The organism is Lacinutrix cladophorae, from assembly GCF_053604645.1.
The window spans coordinates 1-20,604 of record NZ_JBSHNR010000066.1; the positions used below are offsets into that span (position 1 = coordinate 1).

The following is a 20,604-nucleotide window of genomic DNA, read 5'->3' on the forward strand; positions in this document are numbered from 1 at the left end:
CGCTACATTTTATAACAACGTGTATAAAAAATTGCTAGATTAGTGCTTAAATAATGGTAGTTGCATTTTTGCCAACTTCTGATTTTCCTTCGGAAAATCCTCGTCGCCAAAAACGCAACTTTCCATACACAAGACCGTTGTACTGCATTTGACCAAACCAACGAAATGAAATGAATCAAACATTAATTATAGCTATTTTATCACCTATTCTATTAACTGTTGGCGGAATTATTTCTTGGATTATTAAATCTAAAAAAGAAGATATTCTAAATTCAGAAGCTAAGTCGAGGGAATTTAAAATAGAAACGTATAAAATACTCTTAGAACCATTTATCGCAACTATGACTTTTACATTATCTGAAAAAGTCAAGCAGAGAGAAATAAACAAGCTGACAACATTGGAATATAAAAAAGCTGTGTTTGATTTGACAACATTTGGGTCTGATAAAGCTATACAGATTTTTAATAAAATAATGCAGACCTTTTTTCATTCAGATATTTATAAAGATGAAAATGGAGAATATACATCTGATTATGGAAACAGATTGATTGCATTACTTAGTGAACTTTTGTTGCAGATTAGAAAAGACTTATATACAAAAAAGACAAAGTTGAAACGTTCTGAAATGCTAGAATTTATGATAACAGATATGGAGCAAACTAAAGAAATTATTAACGAAATGAAATTATAAAAACGCAGTACAACATCGTGTATAAAAAATCGCTAAATTAGTGCTTAAATAAAGTTAGTTGCTCTTTTGTTACGTCTGATTTTCCTGCGGAAAATCCTCGCACACAAAAACGCAACTTTTCATACACAAACACGTTGTGTGTAATGTGAAAATCGTGCTGAAATTGAACATTTGAACTAAAAAAGCCAACGCGCAAACAGCACATTTATTTTTTTGCCAACGCGAAATGCCAACGCTAAAAAAAATAAAAGAGCTGTTTCTTGCCAACGCTCGAAATAATATTAAATTTGAGAAAAAAGATTAAAATTTTATGAGCTTATTTCAGAACTCTGTTCTAAACAAATATTTAAAAGGATTGGAGTCCGAAAAAGTCAATCAAGCTTACGAGCGATTTACAAGCCATTTCCATAATTCGACCATTCAAGAAAACATCCGAAATTCCAAAGAGGAACAATATCAAGGAGAATTTCTAATTGACCTATTTGTAAACGTATTCGGCTACATTAAAAATCCAACGCCTGACTTTAATCTAACAACGGAATTAAAAAACATAAGAGGTTCTAAAAAAACTGATGGAGCAATTTTACAAGGAGAAAAAGCACTTGCAGTAATTGAACTAAAAGGAACAAATACAACTGATTTAAGCAAAGTAGAAACTCAAGCATTTGGATATAAAAACAACCAAACAGGTTGTAATTATGTCATTACTTCCAACTTTGAGAAGTTGCGTTTTTACATTGACAACGCAGTTGACTTTGAGGAATTTAATTTATTTCAGCTTTCAAAAGAACGTTTCGATATTCTTTGGCTTTGTCTTTCATCAGAATATCTGTTAAAAGACATTCCTAAAAAGATTAAAGACGAATCTTTAACACAAGAGGAAAACGTCACCAAAAAACTTTACAAAGATTACGCATCTTTCAGAAATGAAGTTTTCGATGCAATCCATAAAGAAAACCCTGAATACGACAAACTAACCTTATTCAAAAAAACCCAAAAACTACTAGACCGTTTCCTATTTATCTTTTTTGCAGAAGATAGATTGTTGTTGCCACCAAACTCAATTCGTTCAATCGTTAATCAATGGACTGATTTACGAGACAAGTATGATGAGTATTTTCCATTATACGACCGATTTAAAAAGTATTTCGGTTATATGAACACAGGACACAAGGGACATAAACACGACATTTTTGCTTACAATGGTGGACTATTTGCACCAGACAAGGTTTTGGATAACATCAAAATTAATGACGACTTACTTTACAAACACACAGTTAAATTAAGCAACTACGATTTTGAGAGTGAGGTAAGTGTAAATATACTTGGACACATTTTTGAACATTCGTTAAACGACATTGACGAAATTCAAGCGGAAATTCAAGGTTTTGAAACTGAACAAAGCAAAACTAAACGCAAAAAAGATGGAGTTTTCTACACACCAAAGTATATTACAAAGTACATTGTCGAGAATACAATCGGAAAACTTTGCGAAGAAAGGAAAATCGAATTGGATATTAATGATGATAACTATCAACCAGCCAAACAACGTAGCAGAAAAAGATTAGATAATCTACAAACATATCGTGACTGGTTATTACAAATTACTATTTGCGACCCAGCTTGTGGTAGTGGTGCTTTTTTAAATCAAGCTTTAGAATTTTTGATAACAGAACATAAATATATTGATGAACTCTCTGCAAAATACAATAAAGACGCTTTAGTGTTGAGTGAAGTTGAAAACTCAATATTAGAAAATAATTTATTTGGTGTTGATATTAACGAAGAAAGTGTAGAAATTGCTAAACTATCACTTTGGTTGCGTACAGCTCAAAAAGGCAGAAAACTAACTTCATTAAACAATAACATTAAATGTGGTAATAGTTTAATTGACGACTCAATTTTTGCAGGAGATAAAGCTTTTAATTGGAAAAACGAATTTCCAGAAGTTTTTGAAAAAGGAGGTTTTGATGTAATTATTGGGAATCCACCATATGTTTTCACAAGAGGAAATGAGCATTTTCAAAATTTTAATGAATACATATGGACAAAGTATAAACATAATCACGGAAAAGTTAATTTGTATAGTGTCTTTATGGAGCTATCTACTGATAAGCTTTTAAAAGCCAATGGGCTTCTCGGATTCATTACACCTGAAACATTCATTAGAACTAGTACTTATGGAGAAATTAGAAAGTATCTCATAAATGAATTAATGATTCAAAGTATTAGCGTTTATGGTATTGGCGTTTTTGACAATGTTACAGCAGAAACTATAACATTAATAGTTCGTAACAGTTACGATTTAAAAAACACTGTAGATTTTTATAAACATCAAAGCATTCAAATTTTTGAAAAATATTCAGAAAATCAAGATGATTTTAACGAAACACCTGAAAATAGATTTCTTTATGGAAGTTCAAGTTTAGATAGAACTATATTCAAGAAAATGAAAAAAAACAATCCTCTTTTAGGGGATTTTATAGACGTTAGAAATGGTATTGCTACTAAATCAGGTAAAAATAATTATATAGCTAACCAGAAATTAACAGATAAATATAAGAAATTACTTGAAGCACCTGACTTATTTAGATATGGTTTTATTTGGCCAAATGCGTACATAAATTATGATAAAGAAGTCCTGCATCGACCAAGAAAAGAAGAAACATTTCTTTCAGATAAAATATTGATTCAAAGAGTGTCATCACGTTTAATTTGTTCATTTGATGACGATAAATTTTATACTTTCAATTCAGTAAACAATCTGGTTCTTAAAGAAGATAATTACAACTTGAAATTCTTATTAGGTGTTCTTAATTCCAGACTGATAGACCATTTTTATCGAAGAAATTACTCTCTTGATGCTAGTTACACAATTACTGTGACTAAAACGAATCTAGATTCTATTCCAATTCCAAAATGGAAAAATTCCGACATTCAAAAAAAGGTAATTTCAAATGTTAGTTTTATCGTTGAAGAAAACAAAAATATAGTAACAAGAAGTTTGTCTTTTCAAAAATTACTTAAAAACAAATATTCGATTGAAAAGCTTTCAAGAAAAGTTCAAAATTGGTATTCATATGACTTTGGGATATTTTTAAAAGAATTAAAGAAATATAAAATCATTTTAAGTTTAAAAGAAGAAGCTGAATGGATGGAATATTTTAATAATGAGAAAGAAAAAATACAAAATATTAATATTGAAATTGAAAAACTAGACAATGAAATTGACCAAATGGTTTATGAGTTGTATGGATTGACAGATGACGAAGTCAAAATAGTTGAAGAAGCCACAGCTTAAGCCATACACATTTGCAATTCGCTACAGCCAACGCTACGCCAAAAATTACAAAAGAGTATGTCTTGCCAACGCTCACATTTGAACTAAATAAGAAACATCGTAAAACCAAGCAGAACGTGAAAAACACTACACACAACAACGTGTATAAAACATAGCTATTATAGGCTTTCTGAAAGGTTTTTGTATATTTACAATGTACGCCAAATTTTTTATTTGATTATATTTGTAAAAAGAAAATTAAACATAAAAATAAAAAATTCGGCTCGTGCTAAATCCGAAAAGTTAGCGTTTATTTATACGCTACGTTTCATACACAAGACCGTTGGCATTCATTAAAAAAAACGAAAATCAAGAAAATAAATGGCATTATTTAAAATTGAGAAATCTTTAGAATACATAAAGGAAAAACCTTTTCGACTTGAAAAAGAAATTCAAGATTTGACTGAAAGTAATTTAAAGACAATTCTCGGACTTGACTTTGTAAAATCTGAATTTGCCTTAAATAACTTCCGAATTGACACTCTTGCGTTTGACAAAGAAGCAAATGCATTTGTAATTATTGAATATAAGAGAGATAAGAATTTTAGCGTAATTGACCAAGGTTATGCTTATTTGTCATTAATGCTAAATAATAAAGCAGACTTTATTTTAGAATTTAATGAAAATCTTGACAAAACACTCAAACGGAATGACGTTGATTGGTCACAATCAAGAGTTTTATTTGTTTCACCAGCTTTTACGAATTATCAGCGTGAGGCAATAAATTTTAAGGACTTACCAATTGAACTTTGGGAAGTCAAAAGATTTGAAAACAATACTGTTTCTTACGAACAAATACAAAAAGCAGGAGCTCAAGAAAGTATAAAAACTATTTCCAAAAGTGACCAAACAATTGACAATGTTGCGAAAGAAATTAAAGTTTATTCGGAACAGGAACATTTGGAAAACGCAAACGAAGAAATTAAGGAATTGTATGAAAAAATGAAAAACGCAATTCTGAATTTCGATAATATAGAAGTCAAACCAAAAAAGAAATATATCGCTTTTGTTTCAGGCAGAAATGTGGTTGATATTCATCCGCAAAGAAAAGCATTGAAAATTTGGATTAATATGACAATTGGAGAACTTGACGACCCGAAAGGAATTACACGAGATGTTTCTTCAACTGGACATTGGGGAAATGGAGATTATGAATTACAAATAAATTCAGACGAGCATTTAGAATATATTTTGAGTCTGATTAAACAGTCAATTAAGAAAAATAAAAAATAACGAAATGCCAACACCGTATAAAAATAATTGCGGTTTAGTGCTTAATCAAAGGTCGTTGCGTGTTTGTAACGTCTGATTTTCCTTCGGAAAATCCTCGCATACAAACCCGCAACTATTCTTATACATAAACGTTGGGCATAATTTGAGAAAACCATAAATGTACGATTTAAGACAAACAAAAATAATTGATTTAGACAAATCCGAATGTCTTAAAGAAGAAACCACATTCAAATTTGTAGATAGCAGTACAGGGAAGAAATTAATAGCAAAATTCATTTCATATTATGATGATTCTGATGATGTTTATCTTACAACGGAATTTAAAAAACTTGCTTTATTATCTGGAGAGCCAGAAATTGCAACTGTCTATTATTTAGCCACAGGGAAATTATCAAATAATTCCAAAAGTTGTTACATAATGGATTATATCGATGGTCAAACTCTTCAACAATTTTTAGACAAAAGAGATTCTATTATTTACGAAGTACTTTTGGATTTAACGCTTCAGTTAGCCTCTGGATTAGAAAAAGCACATAACTTCGAAATATATCATAATGACCTACACAACGAAAATATTCTAATAAATGAATTTGGTTATTTAAAATTAATAGATTTTTTGTGGTGGGACTTTAATTTAACTAAAGACGTAAATCAAAAAAAAGATATTGACGACTTTAAAAGAATAATTGGTGAATTTTACTTAAAGTGTAAAGAATCAGATAAAACAAGGTTTAAAATTATATTCGATTGTTGTAATAACATTAATTCATTTAAAGGTCTATCAAAAGAGATTGAAATGCTAGACTCAATTAGTTTTGACATTTCCCTTATAAACAAAAAATCACTTCTAGTTTTATCAAAATTATTTGAATTGACAACTCTTAACCAATTACATATGGCAATTGAGAGCAAAAATCAAAATATTCCTGAACAATATTTACCTGAACTCGATGAAACAGAGATAGGATATTTGAAAAATATAAAATCAGGTACTCGAATGAAATACCTTGATACAAGAAGTCCAAAAATTCAAAGTAACATTCAAAGTCTTTTTAACCCAAAATTGTTTTCATTAAAACAAGTTGATTTAATCGATTATAATATATGGATTACGAACAAAGGAGAAACTTTTGAAGGTCCATATGAATACAATTTTAGAATCTGGTTTACTTCCAAGTTTTTAAAATGGAAAAAAATTAATGAATTATTAAGCATTGTAGAAAATACAGAAAAAGAAATTGAGGAATTGTTGCTAGAATAAAATAACTATGCCCAACACCGTATAAAATTAATTGCTGGTTTTAGCCTATTTACGAAAGTCCTCGCGGACTTTCTATCTGTGATTTATTTGCTAACTTTAGTGCTTAAAACACGCAACTAATCTTATACAAAACCGTTATAGGGCATTTAAAAAAACAACCAACATTTGAAGAGAAAACCATTATATATTGAAACCAAAATAAATTGTGATTTAGACAGTTTGTGGACAAAAACGCAAGAACCGTCATTGCATCAGGAATGGGATTTAAGGTTTTCCGAAATATCATACTTACCAAAAAACGAACCGACAGCCCCACAAAAGTTTCTTTACTCAACAAAAGTTGGATTTGGAATTAAGGTAAACGGTATCGGAGAAAGTGTTGCAACCAAAACCAAAGACAATGGGGAAAGCACATCAGTTTTAAAATTTTCATCAGACAGCCAAATTTCATTAATCAAACAAGGTTCAGGATATTGGAAATATGTTCCAGAAGCAGATGGAATAAAATTCTTTACAGGTTATGACTATAAAACACGTTGGGGACTTTTCGGAAATCTGATTGACAAATTAATTTTCAGACCATTAATGATTTGGGCAACTGCTTGGAGTTTTGACTGCTTGAAAAATTGGATTGAAAAAGGACTTCACCCAAAGCAAGCTATAAATGCTCAATTATCTGTTTTGCTTGTAAATTTAACATTAGGAATCATTTGGATTTATCAAGGACTAATTCCAAAAATACTTTTTACTGATACGGGAGAAATTGAAATATTGAGACAATCAGGATTGTTCAATGGATATGAAGAAAATATTTTGACCACTATAGGTATTGCAGAAATTGTTTTTGGAGTTGCATTGATTTTTATCCAAAGAAAAACGCTTCAGTATTTAAACATATTGGGATTGTGTCTTCTAACATTTGGAGCGATGTTTAGTGACTTGAAGATTTTCACACTTCCATTTAATCCATTTTCGTTAAACATTTCCATGATAGCTCTTTCGATAATAGCAATTTTGAATTTTAGCTATTTACCAAAGGCTTCTAATTGCATTACAAAATAGAAACAATGAAATCAATATACCAACAAGTTTTAGGTTCAGACTTTGACAAACTTCATCCACAGATTCAAAAGCGTTTCGGCTTCAACAGCAATGACAAAATTGCTTCGGTTGGAAAAGGAGTTATGCAAAGTGTTTGGTATGGAAAATCATATACATTACCATTTCTGTATATTGGGACGTGGAGAAACATTATGTTTCCGCAGAAAGGAAAAGATATTCCTTTTACAATTGAGAACTACGCTTACAAAGACAAATTTGGAAGAGAAACCGTTACTTGGGTTCGTAAATATCAATTTCCAAAGCGCATTCGCAGATTTGACGCAACAATGATTTACAGCGAGAAAAGAAAACGAATTGTAGACTATTTGGGGACACATCAACATCTTGCGGTTGACATTGAAATGACTGTTGCTGAAAACGGTGGAATAAAACTTCGGTCAGGAGAACAACGATTTTATGAAGGGTTTTTAGATTTTAAATTTCCAATGCTATTTTCAGGAGAAGCGAATGTCTGTGAGTGGTATGACGACAAAGAGCAAAAGTTTAAAATATCTGTTGTCGTGAGTAACAAAACTTGGGGGAAATTATTCGGCTATGAAGGAACATTTGAAACTGAATATAAAACAGTAAAATCAATTGCAGATATTCCTAAAGACGTTCTGCCATTAAGAGAAGAAATTAGAGAATAAAAGAAAACGCCCTATAACAACGTATATAATCCATTGCTATTGAGAGCCTACTTACGAAAATCCTCGTGGATTTTCTATTCGGTTTTTATTTGCTAAATTACCTGCTAAACCACGCAACGTATCATATACAAAACCGTTACCACACATTTGAGAAAAACACCGAACATATTATTAATTTTAGTCCTTTTTCTATCAGCTTGTCAAACCGACAAAGATTTAAAAGGAACTTGGATTGGAGAATATTCAAAATCGGAAAATGGAACTATCGTTTTTCCAGAGCGGAATTTATTGTCTTTTAAAAATAATAAATGTTATTCAAAAGGCTCAAAATATGATTACGGAACTGAACTTCGAGAAAGTAAGAATATGTATTTTTCAAATGATATTATATTTAACGAAGATTATTCAGAAGGCAATCCTGTGGAATATTATGAAATCGTAAAAGTGGAGTCTGATTCATTAGTGATAAAAATTCCGAATAACGAATTTCAGCACGTTTATCGAAAATTACCAGAAACTGAAAAGCACAACCTTAAGATTGACTTTATTGGAAAAAAATTCTTTTGGAAAAACAGAAAATTTCAAGATACTATTTACTTTAAAACTGATTCTACTCTTGTGAGGGAATCGAATAAAAATCTAAATTATAATACATCATCTTGGGAACGAATTAATTTTAATGGATATGACATTCTTTTTATGGATGGAGATGTTCCTTATCTGATTGAAAAACTAAACGGAAAAACAATAAATTTAAGAACATTCCATAAAACTAACATTGAACATACAATGACTGAATTGGAATAAAAACGTGTGGTAACAATGCATATATTTTATTGCTAGGTTCTAGCCTGCTTACGAAAGTCCTCTCGGACTTTCTATTCGGTTTTTATTTACTAACTTAGTGACTTAAACACGCAACAAACCATATGCGAGACCGTTGGGCACAATTAAAAAAAACATCGTAAATGAATAAAAAAATAGGCTTAAAAGAAGCTATTTCTATCGGAATTGGAGGAATGGTTGGTGGTGGAATTTTTGCAGTACTTGGACTTGCTGTCGCACTAGCCAAAGGTGGAACACCAATAGCATTTTTATTTGCTGGTATTTTAGCTTTAATAACTTCTTATAGTTATGTTAAGCTATCAAAAAAGTATCCTGACAGAGGTGGAACTGTTAAATTTATCAACCAAGGTTTCGGAAAAACAATCTTTAGTGGCGGAATTAATAATCTATTGTGGATAAGCTATATTATTATGCTTTCACTCTATGCTTCGGCATTTGGGTCTTACGCACCAAATTTATTCGAGTTAACCCACGACAAAACCATTGATTCACACATTTATGCAAGTGCAATTATTGTTTTAGCTACAGCGATTAATTATTATAGTATTGCTGTTGTTGGAAAAATAGAATCTTATGCAGTAATTATCAAATTGGTAATTCTAATTTCGTTTATTTTTATTGGTGCTTATGGTTTAATTGGCAATCCAAATATTGCTCAACTTGCAGTCACAAATTGGGAAGCACCAATTAAGTTATTTGCTGGCGGAATGGTTATTTTCGTTGCTTATGAAGGGTTTGAACTTATTGCAAACGCAGCACCAGATATCATTAATCCTGAAAAGAATATTCCAAGAGCTTATTACTATTCTGTGATTTTCGTGATAGTGCTATATATTATTATTGCATTAGTAACTGTGGGCTCACTTCCTTTTGCAAAAATCGCAACAGCTCAAGATTATGTGTTGGCAGAAGCAGCAAAACCAATGTTAGGAAAAGTTGGTTTTTCCATAATTACAGTAGCTGCATTAATTTCAACTTTTTCAGCAATCAACGCATCCCTTTATGGAGGAAGTAAAGTAAATTATGAAATTGCAGAAGATGACGAACTACCACATCATTTTTTAGCAAAACTTTGGAATCAACCAATTGGCTTAATGATTACAGCAGTAGCTACATTAATTTTAGTAAACTTACTTAAACTAGAGAGTATATCTACTGCAGGTAGCGTTGGTTTTTTACTCATTTTTGGGGTCGTTAACCTTGTTGGATATCGATTATCAAAAGAAACTGGCAGCAATAAAATAATTCCATTAGTCGGTTTTGTTTTATGTATGATTGCTACAGTAATATTAATCAATCAACAATACACCTCAAATACTATTGGTGTAATAATCTCAATCGCCATTATTGGATTTTGCTTTTTAATGGAATGGATTTACAAAAAAACAGAAAAAAAATAATATGGATAATTTACTAACGTTTTCAATTACTGTTTTTACTGGTTTTTTCGCAATTATGAATCCTCTTTCAAATATGCCAATATTTCTTACATTAGTAGAAGGAGCAGACAAAAAAACAAAACAAAGAATAAATTTTAAGGCTGTAGTAATTGCTTTTATTATTGTTTCCGTATTTGTTGTTTTAGGGAAATTTATCTTCGAATTATTTGGAATAACAATACCTGCTTTTAAAATTACAGGTGGTATTTTAATTTTCTATGTAGGTTTTGAAATGCTACAATCCAAAAAATCAAACGTCAAACACCTAGAAAAAGTTAACATTGATGAAAACATAGCAGTTTCACCTTTAGCTATACCAATTTTAGCTGGACCAGGAACAATTGTTACAGCTATGAATTTCGTGTCCCATTCATCTTATATTCATATTGGATTAGTAGTACTTGTTTTCGGAATAATGTGTTTATTCACCTATATAACATTTAGCTTAAGCGATTTTATTGCAAAAAATATTGGAGACAACGTAATTTCAGTAATTGGAAAATTAATGGGACTAATTATTGCAATTATCGGAACAAGTATGGTTATAGAAGGAATCAAAATATCATTTGACTTGGTAAAATAAAGTGACATTGAACTGAATAAGAACTGTGCCCAACAATGTATAAAAATAATAGCGGTTTAATCGCTAAAACAAAAGTAAGTGAATATAAATAAGGTCTGTGTTTAATCGAAAAATTAGTGCATTTTAATCCGCTACTATTCTTATACTAAACCGTTGTGCGTCAGCTAACAGAACCCTAAAAAATGAACGAACTTATTTCACCAAAATACCAAATGAAACTTACAGCAGAAGTTGAAAAAGCTATTTGGGAAGAATATTCTACATACAAAAATGTACGAAATTATATAGGAAAATGGCACGAATATGATGAACGAAATTATTGGGAGAATTTCAATTTAATTGAAAAAGATGACAAAAACATAGATTTAAATGCAACTTTACATTCAATGCCTGGAGAAATACTTCTGAAAATCGCAATTGATTTAGGTGTTGATACACCAGATTTTATTCCTTCAATTCCGACATTCAAAAATGAGTTAAAGGCCGAATTTAAAACTGCATATGATACTTTTACAAAAGCATTTAAACAAATTGAAACTAACCCGAGTTTAGCTGTTGGACTTGCAAATTCAGCTCTGGAAAGTATTATTAAGGAAATACTAAAAGACGAAAGATTACAAAGTAAAATAACAGGAAAAGAAACACTTTATAAATTGGTTAATATAATTCTTAAAGAATTCAATTTAACGAACACGGATAATCCAAAAGAGATAAAAACCATAGGAAGTTCGTTAATTTCAGCTTGTCAAGCAATTGAAAAATTAAGAAGTGAGAAAACTGATTTTCACGGAAAAACTGACGAAGATTATTTACTTTCCGAACCAATTTACACCTATTTCATTGTGAATTCAGTTACTACTGTTGGACTTTTTTTAAATTCATACTTTAAAACGAAATACCCAAAACCACTTACTGAATATAATGGAATTGATGATTTACCATTTTAAGAGATGAATAAAGCCGAACGCACAACACCGTATAATAATTTATTGCTAGTTTTAGCCTACTTACGAAAATCCTCGCGGATTTTCTATTTGGTTTTTATTTGCTAACTTTAGTGCTTAAACCACGCAACAAACCATATACAAACACGTTACCACACATTTGAGAAACCAATGAACATTAAACATATTTCGATTTTAGTTTTTACCATTTTTCTCATTTCTTGTTCTGACAAAAAATTGATTAAATACGAATTTAAAAACTCTGAAATTGAGCTGAATTGGTTTAATTACAGTTATCTGACTAACACAAGTTCTGATTTTATTGAAGTAAAATGTGGAAACTCATTTGAAACGATTTTTGAATCTCAAAACGGATTGCAAAAAGTAGAAGTAGAAAATAAAAGAATAACTATTTCTCACTTAAATTTTAACGGAACTGAACCCAAAATAAAGCGGACTGAAAATGTTTGCGGATATGAAATTGAATATCGAGAAGTTACTTCTCACGAAATGTATCTTAAATATCAAAAGACTATAACCGATTCAGTTTCAAAACCAAAAATAGAATTAACCAAATTTAAAAATGGGCGTTGGATTAGTACAACGGATTCACTTTCTGGAATTGAAATAAAAAACGAAAAGTGGATTCTATTTTATAAAGGAATAAAAACGGACTCTTCTGATATTTATGAATTTAAAATACGGAGAGAATATTTTAAAGAATTAGGAACAGAACACAAACCTGTTGAATATCTGACTTTAACAAATCAATCGGATACTTTGGAATATTCCATTCTTGAATATAATAATGAATTATTAAGCTTGAGTTATATTCCGAGAGGAAACACCTTGAATTATAAACCTGAAAAATAAAAAACGTGTGGTAACACCGTGTATAATTCATTGCTAGTTATAGTCTACTTACGAAAGTCCTCGCAGACTTTCTATCTGTGATTAATTTGCTAACTTTAGTGCTTAAACACGCAACGAAATCATACACAATCACGTTGCCATTCATTGCGGAACGCACTCAAATTGAATTATAATAGAAATTAAAATTATTAGATATGAACAAAATTAAAACGAAATACAACTCTCTGTCAAAAAATGAAAAAATAACTTATATATCAATACTGATTATCATTACGATAGTTGTTATTGGACAAATATATAATGCAGGAGAAGCAATTGGAGCTGCCTTATATAATTTGACACATTAATAGTTTTAATAATTACAAAAGTTTTAATAAAAACGGATTGAAAATGCAACAATACGCTGAATCTAATCTGTTTACGGATTTCTCACTCAAACGGAATTGAAAAATATTGCGGAATAAAACGCTGACTGAATTTACTCAAACGTTGAAAATCAGAAGATGAAATTTAGCAGAATAATTTGAAACCTGAAAAATCAACGAAATGGCAACAAAGTGTATAAAAAATTGCGTAGTTTAGTACTTAACCAAAGTCTGTTGCATTTTTGTTACGTCTGATTTTCCTGCGGAAAATCCTCGCACACAAAAACGCAACTTTCCATACACAAAACCGTTGCCACACATTAGATGAACGTCATAGAATTCAATAAATATTGGGAATTAAACTATCCCGAATCAAATCCAATCGGATATAAATTGAGAAGTTATTATCCAAAAAGATGGTTACGAATCCATAGTTTACCCGAATCGAAACGATATGCAGAATCGGAAGAGGAATATCAGATAATTCTAAATAGACAAAATGAACTGATTTCTAATTTAATCGGAGAAAATTCTGATATAATAATTGCAACAGGACAATATGAATGGGAAACAACTAATAAATTATCTACAGAAATAGTTGAGTATTCAAATTTTGATAAAGTAAGGACAATCGATTTGCATAAAATATACCCAGAAGAATATGACGAGAACGATTTTTTTGGTGTTTATATAACGTCTGGTGTTTGGAGAAAAAACAATAAAAATGAACTGTTAAAAAATATTGCAGATGATGAATTTCGAGCAATGTTTGTTTGTCCGAAAAGAAATTGTATTGTAGCACCTTATGATGGCGGAATGGACATAATAGTTGACACTCAAGAGAAAAGAGACGAATTAAAAACTAAATATAAAGATTGGCTTTCTGAACGTAAAGATGGAATGTAGCGGAATTAAAAACGTGTGGCAACACTGTGTATAAAAAAATGCTAAATTAGTGCTTAAATAAAGTCAGTTGCGCTTTTGTTACTTCTGATTTTCCTGCGGAAAATCCTCGCATACTAAAACGCATCTTTTCATACACAAACACGTTACCTGCAAGCTGAGAAAAATCTGAACAAAATATTTATCAATGGAAATAGAAAAGGCTATTAAAATTATTTCTGAATTTAAAGGCAACAATTTAAGACATCGACTTAGTGAATTAAAAAATAACCTTATTATTAATTCAGAAAAAAACATAGACTTTGAGAAAGAAGTATATGAAGCCGCACTGATTGTAAAAAATATAAGTTCTCAAATTGATGAAATTGTTCATGCTACTGGAATAATAAATTGCTTACCTAAAATATTATTGAAAAATGAAATTATTGAAGACCTTTCCCTTGCATCAGGAGCAGATGGACAAGGAATAGATTTAGTTACGAATTTAAGAGTTGCTGAATTTAAGTTTTCACAATGGCAAGTTAATGCAGCAAATGGAATGAGAAAAAGACAAGTCTTTGCAGATTGTGTCAACTTATTTCTTCTTAATACTCACAAGAAAAAAGAACTTTATGTAATTGGAGCGGAAACAATTGAAAAATTCTTTCAAAGTAAAAGAGCTAAATGGAGGAATGTACTTTCGAAAAGTGGTGGACTAGATAATAGATTAGATCAGTATTTAATATCAAACAATATTTCAGGCGAATTCTTAAACGATATTTATTCAATTTCTGGAATAGAGATTTTTGAAATTAATAATATTTTAAATTGATAAAGCCTGCAGGTAACAATATGTATAATTCATTGCTTGGTTTTTGTCTTTTCGGAATAATCCTTCGGATGATTCCTCTGGTTCGTTTCTTTTTGTTAAATTAGTTTTTGAAATACGCAACGAAATCATACACTAAACCGTTGTACGCAAGCTAAAAAAATGAACGCAGAAGAAACCGAAAGGGAATTTATTAAAAATTTTATTCGCAAAGAACGAAGAGAAAGAAGCGCGTGGATATTGAATCATAAAAAGAAAAGAACTGATTTTTTGGATAGATTCAATCACAATTGGAATGAAATGCTTTCGGAAAAAAACTTGACCGAATTGAATACGGAATCGGACTTTGATACTTATGAGAAAATCAAATCTGAATTGAAACTCAACGATTCGGACTTGTGTTACGTGATTTCCTATAATGATTTTGACAGACAATTTGTTGAATTGAAAAAAGCATTTGATGAAATTCAAAAAAGTGGATTCGCAGGATTAATAATAAGCCCAAACGGAAAAAAATATTATCTAAAAACTGAACAGGAAATTGGAGCACCTGCAAAGTTTATCGGAAAGAAATAAAGCCAGCGTACAACACCGTATATAATTTATTGCTAGTTCTAGCCTACTTACGAAAATCCTCGCGGATTTTCTATTCGGTTTTTATTTGCTAAATTAGGTGCTTAAACCACGCAACAAACCATATACAAACACGTTGTAGCCAATTAAACCAAAATGCTCGGAATTTCAACATACAAGCCAAAATTTCATACCACAGCTGAAAGTTTCAAAAGTGAGTTTGAATTGACTCTGTCTGAACTTATCGGAAAAAAAATTGAACGATTTTGGGTTATGTGGGATACTAAAGAAAACGAATGGTTGACTGATGGTCCAATAGTTCTCGAAATTGAGGGAAAAAGATTTGAATTTACTGCTTATCAATTGGATGAATTCAGTCTGACAATCAATTCATTTGAACTGACTGACAAATTGGATTGGTATGGAATGGGAAATGAAATGCCTCTAATCTGGAAAGAAAACGGGAATTCTGATTTGACAAAAAACTTGAATAAGATTATAAGTGGAATTAATATTCTGACCTATAACTTTTTGAGTGAATCATTGGAAACTGGAGAGAAATATGAGACTGGAGATATGCTTAATGGAATAGAGTTTGTTTTAGAAAAAGAATCGGAATCTGATAATCAAAATTTCATTTCGATTTTTAACAATCTTGACCAAAATGGATTAAAGACGACTGAATTAAATCACGAAAATCAAATAAAACGAATAAAAATAACTGGCTACAACACCGTATAAAATTAATGGCTAGTTCTCGCCTACTTACGAAAATCCTCGCGGATTTTCTATCTGGTGTTTATTTGCTAAATTAGATGCTTAAACACGCCACTAATCTTATACATAAACGTTGGCAACAATTAAATAAACAATATTTATTGAATTATTTTTAACCTTTTAAAACTAAATTTTTGAAATCTCTTTCCTATATTATCCTTGCTTTTCTATTTATTGTTTCGTGTTCTAACGATGATGATTCTGAACCTGCACCAGAGTCTGTTCAAACACCACAAACCGAATTAGTTTCGTTAAACTATACAGATAATTCTATCAGAATTAAATGGAAACCTGTTGAAATACAAGGCTTTATTTCTTATAAAATATATAGGTTAGAGAGTGCAACCAATATTTATCCTTATGTCCCAGCTATTGCCAACCTTGGAGAATTAAGAGCTGAAATTGCAAATAGTAATGTATTTTCATTTGAAGACACCAATATTCCTTACAATGCCTATGTTAATTATGTAGTCGCAACCGTATATCAAGATCCTATAAGTGGCTATACACAAGAAGTTGTTAGTATTAATTATCTCTATTATGAGCGACCTGAACTTTCATTTGAAATTATAAGCGCCGAAAAATTAGATAATGGACATATTGAATTAGAGTGGGAACAAGATGAGAATAACAGCTTCACAAAATATACAGTTTATAGAACTGAATCGGATTACGATTATTCTGAGTATCGAGCAGATATTTTTGAAAACGAATTCTTAATAACCGAAATAAGTAATCAAGCAGAAACGACTTTTGAAGATTCAACTGACTTCCTCAATGAGTATATTACCTATGGTATTTCCAAAGAAGTAAATGGAAACACTATTGAAAGTAAAAATACAATTACCATCAAAAACCCACGCTTTATTGATTTCGTCCCAATAGAAATGGTTAAAAACCCAATTCGGGAAAACGAATTAATTATCATAAGTGATGATGGGAAAATCCTATTTTATAATCCATACACCTATACAACAGTACATGCAATTGATATTAATGCTAGAATTCATCATCCAGTTATCGAAACATATAATGGAATACAACAACTATATATCTCTTCTGAGAATGGTAAAATATTTGTTTATAGCTTAGACGATTACAGCTTAGTACAGGAAATAGATTTAGATACGGATAGGGATATACTTTCAATGATTATTAAAGAGCATTATGTTATATTTTTAGAAAAGTATATCAATGGCTATTATAGTCACTTTTCGTATTATGATATTGAAAATGATGAGGTGCATAGGAATACCGGATATATCCATAGCAGTTCTAGACTCGTCAATGGTTCTGGGTCGTTCTTTTTCAAGCTCGAACCTGTTTATGATGGACATCAGAACGAATCATCAATAAATGCATATAGCATTGTTAATGGCCAGCTAGAATTTTCTTTAGGAATAGATAACGGATCTATAAAAAGCGAACAGGTGTTTGCTGTTGCGCCTGATTTCTCATATATTATAAGTACTGAATATGGTTTCCATTTAAATCTAAATTACAATGACCTTTCAGAAGAAAAATTAGGGAACTATGGTTCTGAAATGACATTTGATGGCTTTAATTTTGTTGGTTCTCAAGAAAAATATTCAGACATTCATATAAATGAAAATAATGAAATTTACTTCTCAATAAAAGAATTGAATAAAATTGTAATGCATCAACACTTAAATTTCAATAATATTTCTAGTGAATATGACACACTAGGAAAACCACTTCTTTTCACATTTTCAAATGATGAAATTATTGTAATCAATCAGGCTGAAAATAGTAATAAGAGTTTTATTGAAATAATTGATAATTAAACCTTAATTCAGATTATTTATTTGCTTTATTTAAAGTGATTAAAAACATTGAAAAACTGTTGCCAACAATGTATATAATTTATTGCTAGTTCTGGCTTGCTTACGAAAATTCTCGCGAATTTTCTATTCGGTTTTTATTTGCTAAATTAGGTGCTTAATCACGCAACAAACCATATACAGAACCGTTGTGCATAATGTCTGAAAAACGAAATCCGAATTAAAATTTGAGAAAGAAAGAAATATTTTGGTTGATTGGAACGACAATTCTCGTACTGATTTTGAACACGCTGATTTTCGGAATTGACGGATTAAAATCTGACTCGACTCTTGATATAAATATTCACGATACTTATTTCGTAATTGCGAATTTTCATTTCATTCTATTACTCGCAGTTCTGGTGTTTTTTGGAATTTATTTGGTTAGAACATTACGAAAGAATTTTAAAAACTTGACTGCAAATCTGATTTTAATTATTTCGACAATACTTCTGATTTTAGTATTAATCGGAATTGATTCGATTTTAGATGCTTTTATTAGACAAACCACGAGTTGGACAATTTATCCACCTTTAAGCGCTGGAGAAATTGAACCTGAAATAGAACCGAAAGAAAATAATTTAGAAATTTTATCAAGTGTACTTTTTTACACCCAAATATTATTACTGATTTTCCTAGCTTATTGCGGATTTAAAACTGGACGGAATTATAAACGGAACGAATAAAAACACTATGCACAACATCGTGTATAAAAAAATGCTAAATTAGTGCTTAAATTAAGATCGTTGCACTTTTGTTACGTCTGATTTTCCTACGGAAAATCCTCGCTCACAAAAACGCAACTTTTCATACACAAACACGTTGTGCAACATATGAAAAAAACCATATTCATAATATTATTACTACTGATTTCAAATTCACTTTTGGCACAAGTTCGTGATGCTGAATATACAGAATATGTAAGTGAACTTGCGAATATTCAAATTAATGAACTTCTCAACTATCAGGTTTCAAACTTGACCGAGAATGAAATACTGAATAATTTAAAAAAGAAAACAAATTCTGAATTGAATACTCTTGCGTCGATAATATTGAATTATAAGTATGCAGAAACACTCGACTTTGAGATTAAAGAACAAACAAGATTGGAAATGCGTATGGTTGAAATGGCTGATAAGTTTTATGAAAAAAATAAATTAATCTTTTTAGAACATTCTGGAGGTTATCTGACAACTTTTGGAGAAAATGATAAAATATATAACAACAAAAAAGTTCGGATTTTACTAATGGCAGGAGGAACTTGTATTGTTCATGAAATTGATTACAACGCAAAACGCATATATAGAATATTTAACGAACGAATGAAAAAAAATATAACCGAATAATACGTTGCACAACAACGTGTATATTTTATTGCTAGTTCTAGACTGCTTACGAAAATCCTCGCGGATTTTCTATTCGGTTTTATTTGCTAACTTAGTTACTCAAACACGCAACAAAGCATACACAAAACCGTTGGCGGTAATTTGAGAATGACAAATAAACTAAACATATTTCTCTTAATTTTAATACTCACAGTATCTTGTCAAAAAGATTGCGAAACAATTGCGGAATGGAATGTTCAAAATTATAATATCAAAAAATTAAAATGTCCCGATATGGTCGCCGCTAATTATTTCAAATACTCTGTTTTTGTTGATAATGAAATAAAAGGAAGTTCTGCTACCAAAATCGACAGTTGCACATTCACTTGGCAGGCTGAAAATGACCGATTTTTGACTTTGGACATATGCAATAATCAAGTATTTGAGAAAAGACCAAATAAAATTGGACTTGATTTCAAAATGGTGGACTCGATTCTGATTTACTCAAACTCTAAAAGTGAATTAAAAAAACTAACGCCTGTACAAATTCGAAAATTTACGGCTGACTGGAATAAAAGTCAAACCAGAGGTTATTCGGAAAAACCATTTGATTCTGCATTTTACTTTTATCCAGCTTATCAATATAAATTGACTTTATTTTCTGAATCTAATAAAAAGGAATTTTATGGATATAATTATTTGATTTTGGATAAGAACAATTGGAAATACGAAATGGACGAAAATGAAAATTTGGAATACTTTAATGAATATTGGAATAATTAAAAACTACCGCCAACACAGTGTATAATTCATTGCTAGTTATAGCCTACTTACGAAAGTCCTCGCGGACTTTCTATCTGTGATTATTTGCTAAATTAGTTGCTTAAACACGCAACGAAATCATACACAAAACCGTTGTGCTTAATTTGAGAAAAACAGAAAAAATTACCACATGCAAATTAATGAGTTGAACTTTTAATAATAGAACGAAAGAAGATAATTATGAAAGAAATACTTGAAGAATATGCTTTGATTGCTGAAATCATATCA

General features: G+C 30.5%; 19 protein-coding genes. All 19 read left to right on the forward strand.

Going from position 1 to position 20,604, the window contains the following annotated elements; genetic code table 11:
• The first annotated feature begins 170 nt into the window (after positions 1 to 170).
• Positions 171 to 692 carry a hypothetical protein gene (locus ACVC3Y_RS00660; RefSeq protein ID WP_452225806.1) on the forward strand — a complete coding sequence of 174 codons (522 nt, stop codon included), beginning with the start codon at positions 171 to 173 and terminating at the stop codon, positions 690 to 692.
• 310 nt (positions 693 to 1,002) lie between these two features.
• Positions 1,003 to 3,993, forward strand: a complete 2,991-nt coding sequence (locus tag ACVC3Y_RS00665) for an Eco57I restriction-modification methylase domain-containing protein (RefSeq protein ID WP_452225807.1) — start codon at positions 1,003 to 1,005, stop codon at positions 3,991 to 3,993.
• A 360-nt stretch (positions 3,994 to 4,353) separates the two neighbouring features.
• Positions 4,354 to 5,265, forward strand: coding sequence for a DUF5655 domain-containing protein (locus ACVC3Y_RS00670; protein WP_452225808.1), 912 nt, complete (start codon positions 4,354 to 4,356; stop codon positions 5,263 to 5,265).
• Between the two features lie 157 nt (positions 5,266 to 5,422).
• A complete protein-coding gene (locus ACVC3Y_RS00675) occupies positions 5,423 to 6,526 on the forward strand; it encodes a protein kinase domain-containing protein (protein ID WP_452225809.1) in 1,104 nt (367 codons plus the stop codon).
• A gap of 165 nt (positions 6,527 to 6,691) precedes the next feature.
• On the forward strand, positions 6,692 to 7,588 hold the full coding sequence (locus ACVC3Y_RS00680) for a DoxX-like family protein (protein WP_452225810.1): 897 nt from the start codon (positions 6,692 to 6,694) through the stop codon (positions 7,586 to 7,588).
• Between the two features lie 5 nt (positions 7,589 to 7,593).
• On the forward strand, positions 7,594 to 8,277 hold the full coding sequence (locus ACVC3Y_RS00685; protein WP_452225811.1) for a DUF4166 domain-containing protein: 684 nt from the start codon (positions 7,594 to 7,596) through the stop codon (positions 8,275 to 8,277).
• Between the two features lie 147 nt (positions 8,278 to 8,424).
• Complete coding sequence (locus ACVC3Y_RS00690) at positions 8,425 to 9,084, forward strand: hypothetical protein (protein WP_452225812.1); 660 nt, start codon at positions 8,425 to 8,427, stop codon at positions 9,082 to 9,084.
• Positions 9,085 to 9,245: 161 nt separating this feature from the next.
• Complete coding sequence (locus ACVC3Y_RS00695) at positions 9,246 to 10,523, forward strand: APC family permease (protein ID WP_452225813.1); 1,278 nt, start codon at positions 9,246 to 9,248, stop codon at positions 10,521 to 10,523.
• A 1-nt stretch (position 10,524) separates the two neighbouring features.
• On the forward strand, positions 10,525 to 11,145 hold the full coding sequence (locus ACVC3Y_RS00700; RefSeq protein ID WP_452225814.1) for a MarC family protein: 621 nt from the start codon (positions 10,525 to 10,527) through the stop codon (positions 11,143 to 11,145).
• 182 nt (positions 11,146 to 11,327) lie between these two features.
• A complete protein-coding gene (locus ACVC3Y_RS00705) occupies positions 11,328 to 12,092 on the forward strand; it encodes an abortive infection family protein (RefSeq protein WP_452225815.1) in 765 nt (254 codons plus the stop codon).
• 234 nt (positions 12,093 to 12,326) lie between these two features.
• The gene (locus ACVC3Y_RS00710; RefSeq protein ID WP_452225816.1) at positions 12,327 to 12,962 is read left to right on the forward strand and encodes a hypothetical protein; all 636 of its coding nucleotides are present in this window, start codon (positions 12,327 to 12,329) and stop codon (positions 12,960 to 12,962) included.
• A gap of 758 nt (positions 12,963 to 13,720) precedes the next feature.
• The gene (locus ACVC3Y_RS00715; RefSeq protein ID WP_452225817.1) at positions 13,721 to 14,233 is read left to right on the forward strand and encodes a DUF3885 domain-containing protein; all 513 of its coding nucleotides are present in this window, start codon (positions 13,721 to 13,723) and stop codon (positions 14,231 to 14,233) included.
• A gap of 184 nt (positions 14,234 to 14,417) precedes the next feature.
• Positions 14,418 to 15,041: a hypothetical protein gene (locus ACVC3Y_RS00720; protein WP_452225818.1), complete on the forward strand. Its 624-nt coding sequence runs from the start codon at positions 14,418 to 14,420 to the stop codon at positions 15,039 to 15,041.
• Positions 15,042 to 15,200: 159 nt separating this feature from the next.
• Positions 15,201 to 15,614: a hypothetical protein gene (locus tag ACVC3Y_RS00725; RefSeq protein ID WP_452225819.1), complete on the forward strand. Its 414-nt coding sequence runs from the start codon at positions 15,201 to 15,203 to the stop codon at positions 15,612 to 15,614.
• Between the two features lie 153 nt (positions 15,615 to 15,767).
• Positions 15,768 to 16,352 carry a hypothetical protein gene (locus tag ACVC3Y_RS00730; protein WP_452225820.1) on the forward strand — a complete coding sequence of 195 codons (585 nt, stop codon included), beginning with the start codon at positions 15,768 to 15,770 and terminating at the stop codon, positions 16,350 to 16,352.
• A gap of 170 nt (positions 16,353 to 16,522) precedes the next feature.
• Complete coding sequence (locus ACVC3Y_RS00735; RefSeq protein ID WP_452225821.1) at positions 16,523 to 18,193, forward strand: hypothetical protein; 1,671 nt, start codon at positions 16,523 to 16,525, stop codon at positions 18,191 to 18,193.
• Positions 18,194 to 18,417: 224 nt separating this feature from the next.
• Positions 18,418 to 18,915 carry a hypothetical protein gene (locus tag ACVC3Y_RS00740; protein ID WP_452225822.1) on the forward strand — a complete coding sequence of 166 codons (498 nt, stop codon included), beginning with the start codon at positions 18,418 to 18,420 and terminating at the stop codon, positions 18,913 to 18,915.
• 147 nt (positions 18,916 to 19,062) lie between these two features.
• Complete coding sequence (locus ACVC3Y_RS00745; RefSeq protein WP_452225823.1) at positions 19,063 to 19,575, forward strand: hypothetical protein; 513 nt, start codon at positions 19,063 to 19,065, stop codon at positions 19,573 to 19,575.
• Positions 19,576 to 19,722: 147 nt separating this feature from the next.
• Positions 19,723 to 20,337, forward strand: a complete 615-nt coding sequence (locus tag ACVC3Y_RS00750; RefSeq protein WP_452225824.1) for a hypothetical protein — start codon at positions 19,723 to 19,725, stop codon at positions 20,335 to 20,337.
• Positions 20,338 to 20,604 lie beyond the last annotated feature (267 nt).

Bases quoted from the DNA above. Each gene is read 5' to 3' on its own strand.
- ACVC3Y_RS00660 (WP_452225806.1), top strand. From the start codon at position 171: ATGAATCAAACATTAATTATAGCTATTTTATCACCTATTCTATTAACT.
- ACVC3Y_RS00665 (WP_452225807.1), top strand. From the start codon at position 1,003: ATGAGCTTATTTCAGAACTCTGTTCTAAACAAATATTTAAAAGGATTG.
- ACVC3Y_RS00670 (WP_452225808.1), top strand. From the start codon at position 4,354: ATGGCATTATTTAAAATTGAGAAATCTTTAGAATACATAAAGGAAAAA.
- ACVC3Y_RS00675 (WP_452225809.1), top strand. From the start codon at position 5,423: ATGTACGATTTAAGACAAACAAAAATAATTGATTTAGACAAATCCGAA.
- ACVC3Y_RS00685 (WP_452225811.1), top strand. From the start codon at position 7,594: ATGAAATCAATATACCAACAAGTTTTAGGTTCAGACTTTGACAAACTT.
- ACVC3Y_RS00695 (WP_452225813.1), top strand. From the start codon at position 9,246: ATGAATAAAAAAATAGGCTTAAAAGAAGCTATTTCTATCGGAATTGGA.
- ACVC3Y_RS00700 (WP_452225814.1), top strand. From the start codon at position 10,525: ATGGATAATTTACTAACGTTTTCAATTACTGTTTTTACTGGTTTTTTC.
- ACVC3Y_RS00705 (WP_452225815.1), top strand. From the start codon at position 11,328: ATGAACGAACTTATTTCACCAAAATACCAAATGAAACTTACAGCAGAA.
- ACVC3Y_RS00720 (WP_452225818.1), top strand. From the start codon at position 14,418: ATGGAAATAGAAAAGGCTATTAAAATTATTTCTGAATTTAAAGGCAAC.
- ACVC3Y_RS00725 (WP_452225819.1), top strand. From the start codon at position 15,201: ATGAACGCAGAAGAAACCGAAAGGGAATTTATTAAAAATTTTATTCGC.
- ACVC3Y_RS00730 (WP_452225820.1), top strand. From the start codon at position 15,768: ATGCTCGGAATTTCAACATACAAGCCAAAATTTCATACCACAGCTGAA.
- ACVC3Y_RS00745 (WP_452225823.1), top strand. From the start codon at position 19,063: ATGAAAAAAACCATATTCATAATATTATTACTACTGATTTCAAATTCA.
- ACVC3Y_RS00750 (WP_452225824.1), top strand. From the start codon at position 19,723: ATGACAAATAAACTAAACATATTTCTCTTAATTTTAATACTCACAGTA.